This window comes from Xanthobacter agilis (assembly GCF_021730435.1).
GTDB classification, from domain to species: domain Bacteria; phylum Pseudomonadota; class Alphaproteobacteria; order Rhizobiales; family Xanthobacteraceae; genus Xanthobacter; species Xanthobacter agilis.
In genome coordinates this window covers 1-1,690 of sequence record NZ_JABWGX010000062.1, presented here as the reverse complement: position 1 = coordinate 1,690, position 1,690 = coordinate 1, and the positions used below count along the sequence as shown (strand labels likewise).

General features: G+C 67.3%; 2 protein-coding genes. Both read left to right on the top strand.

Features of this window, described 5'->3' with window-relative positions; all coding sequences use genetic code 11:
• A partial coding sequence (locus HUW53_RS21685; protein ID WP_237347822.1) for an acetaldehyde dehydrogenase (acetylating) occupies positions 1-918 on the top strand: 918 nt, incomplete at its 5' end.
• Positions 918-1,690: 4-hydroxy-2-oxovalerate aldolase (gene dmpG, locus HUW53_RS21680; RefSeq protein WP_237347821.1), on the top strand; the 773-nt coding region annotated here is incomplete at its 3' end. The genes HUW53_RS21685 and dmpG, both read left to right, overlap by 1 nt.

Genomic DNA, 1,690 nt, shown 5'->3' with positions numbered 1-1,690 from the left:
ATTGGATCTGGGAACATCGGGACGGACCTGATGATCAAGATCCTGCGGACGGCGCGGCACCTTGAGATGGGTGCGATGGTGGGGATCGACCCGCGGTCGGACGGGCTGGCGCGAGCGGCGCGGCTCGGGGTTCCGGTTACCCACGAGGGCATCGAGGGCCTCACCCGCCTGCCCAATTATGCCGAGATCGGGGTGGTGTTCGACGCCACCTCCGCCAAGGCCCACCTCTATAACAACGCGCTCCTGCAGAAGGACGGCAAGAAGGTCATCGACCTGACGCCGGCCGCCATCGGCCCGTTCACCATCCCCGCCATCAATGGCGACGCCAATATCGACGAGCCCAACGTCAACATGGTCACCTGCGGCGGACAGGCCACCATCCCCATGGTGTATGCGGTCAAGCGCGCCACCCGGCGCCTGATCTATGGCGAGATCGTCGCCTCCATCTCCTCCAAATCCGCCGGACCCGGCACCCGCGCCAATATCGACGAATTCACCGAGACCACATCCAAGGCGATCGAGGTTCTGGGCGGGGCCGAGCGCGGCAAGGCGGTCATCATCCTCAATCCCGCCGAGCCGCCGCCGATCATGCGCGACACCGTCTTCACCCTCTCCGAGGGCGGCGACCGCGACGCCATCATCGCCTCCATCCAGGAGATGGCGCAGACCGTGCAGAAATACGTGCCCGGCTATCGGCTGAAGCAGCAGGTGCAGTTCGAGGAGATCGGCAACAACGCCCCGGTGCGCATTCCCGGCATCGGCTATGCCCACGGCCTCAAGACCACCGTCCTGCTGGAGGTGGAAGGCGCCGCTCATTACCTGCCCGCCTATGCCGGCAACCTCGACATCATGACCTCGGCCGCCCTCGTCACCGCCGATCACTGGGCCGCCAAGGTCCTTGCGAAGGAGGCCGCGTGATGGCCCGAGCCAATCCGGACAAGATCTATATCCAGGACGTGACCCTGCGCGACGGCATGCACGCCGTGCGCCACCAATACAGCCTCGACACCGCCCAGGCGATCGCCCGCGCCCTCGACGCCGCCAAGGTGGACGCCATCGAGGTCACCCATGGCGACGGCCTCACCGGCTCCACCTTCAATTACGGCTTCGGCGCCCATGACGATGCCGAATGGATCGCCGCGGTGGCGCAGGTGTGCACCCATGCGGTGGTGACGGTGCTGCTGCTGCCGGGCATCGGCACCGTGCACGATCTGAAGGCGGCCCATGCGGCCGGCGCCCGCTCGGTGCGCATCGCCACCCATTGCACCGAGGCCGACGTGGCCCGCCAGCACATCGAGGCCGCCCGCGCGCTCGGCATGGACACCGTCGGCTTCCTGATGATGGCCCACATGGCCCCGGTGGAAAAGCTGGTGGAGCAGGGCAAGCTGATGGAAAGCTACGGCGCCGAATGCGTCTATGTGACGGATTCCGCCGGCGCCCTGCTGCCCGAGGATTATTTCACCCGCGTCAAGGCCATGCGCGACGCGCTGAAGAGCGAAACCGAGATCGGCGTCCACACCCACCACAATCTCACCCTCGGGGTGGCCAATGCGGTGGCCGGGATCGCGGCCGGGGCGGTGCGGGTGGATGCCTCGCTCGCCGGCATGGGCGCCGGCGCCGGCAACGCGCCGCTCGAAGCCCTGATCGCGGTCCTGGAGCGCAAGGGGATCGCCACCGGCTGCGACCTCTA